Origin of the sequence: Corallococcus sp. AS-1-12 (assembly GCF_020036995.1) — a bacterium.
GTDB lineage: Bacteria > Myxococcota > Myxococcia > Myxococcales > Myxococcaceae > Corallococcus.
Window position 1 is genome coordinate 1 of sequence record NZ_JAIQDD010000104.1, and the last position, 887, is coordinate 887.

At 63.5% G+C, this 887-nt stretch carries 1 protein-coding gene; it reads left to right on the top strand.

The genetic code is table 11. The features are described 5' to 3' along the window. The first annotated feature begins 142 nt into the window (after positions 1 to 142). Positions 143 to 727 (top strand): imm11 family protein, encoded by a 585-nt coding sequence (locus tag K8556_RS38900; protein ID WP_223745187.1) that lies wholly within the window; start codon positions 143 to 145, stop codon positions 725 to 727. The last annotated feature ends 160 nt before the right edge of the window (positions 728 to 887 follow it).

The window sequence follows — 887 nt, forward strand, 5'->3', positions numbered from 1 at the left end:
TTCGGCCGACTCACACTGTCGATGGCGAAATGCAGAGGAGTCGCGCAGTGCCGGACTGCGTTGGTGGACGTCCTGACGGCCATCGCGAAAGACCTGACGACCGCGGGCACCCGCATGCGAAAGCTCATCACCAGGGATCCCAATGCCTGACGTGATGCAACGACAGTTCTTCGAACTGGACATTGACGTGTATGTGCCGGGGCGGTGGTACTTCAAGACCCCGACCCAACTCGACGGTCAGCCATTGGATGACCCCTGGGTGTTCACGCTCGGGGGGCCTATTGCAGACCCAGGACCGCTGCTGATTCCGCTCTCCCGTCCTGGGAAGCCCCTGGACTTCACCTCCGCCGGGGTGGGGTTCACACCCATCCTCAGCGCCAGGACGGCCGAGGTGTTTCGCGCGCTGGCCCCCAACGACGTGCAGCTCTTCCCGGTGCAGGTCGAGGGACAGGCCGAGCCTTATTTCCTCCTCGTCGCGGCACGCATGGTCCGCTGCGTTGATGAAGTGGCGAGTGAAGAGGTCCAGCTCTGGAGGCCTGAGGACGGTCAGCCTGCGAAGGTAGGGCAGTACCGCTACATCGCTGGACTGCGTATCGACAAAGCAAGAGTGGCTGACGAGCGTGTGTTCCGCGTGTGGGGACTTCGGACCGCGCTCATCGTCGATGGAGAACTGAAGGCCGCCCTGGAACAGACCGGCATCGTGGGAGGACAGTTCGTCGAGGTGTAGAACCTGGGCCCATGGAACTTCGTCCCACGGTCCTCCTGGGCTCGGTTTAAACGGCGCATGGATGGTGTGAGGCGGCCAGACGTGGGAGGTGCTGGAGCCGGAGCGGGTGGTCTCGTCGGATCCGTGAGCCGTGGAGGGCGCATGAAGCTCTGGGCAATGG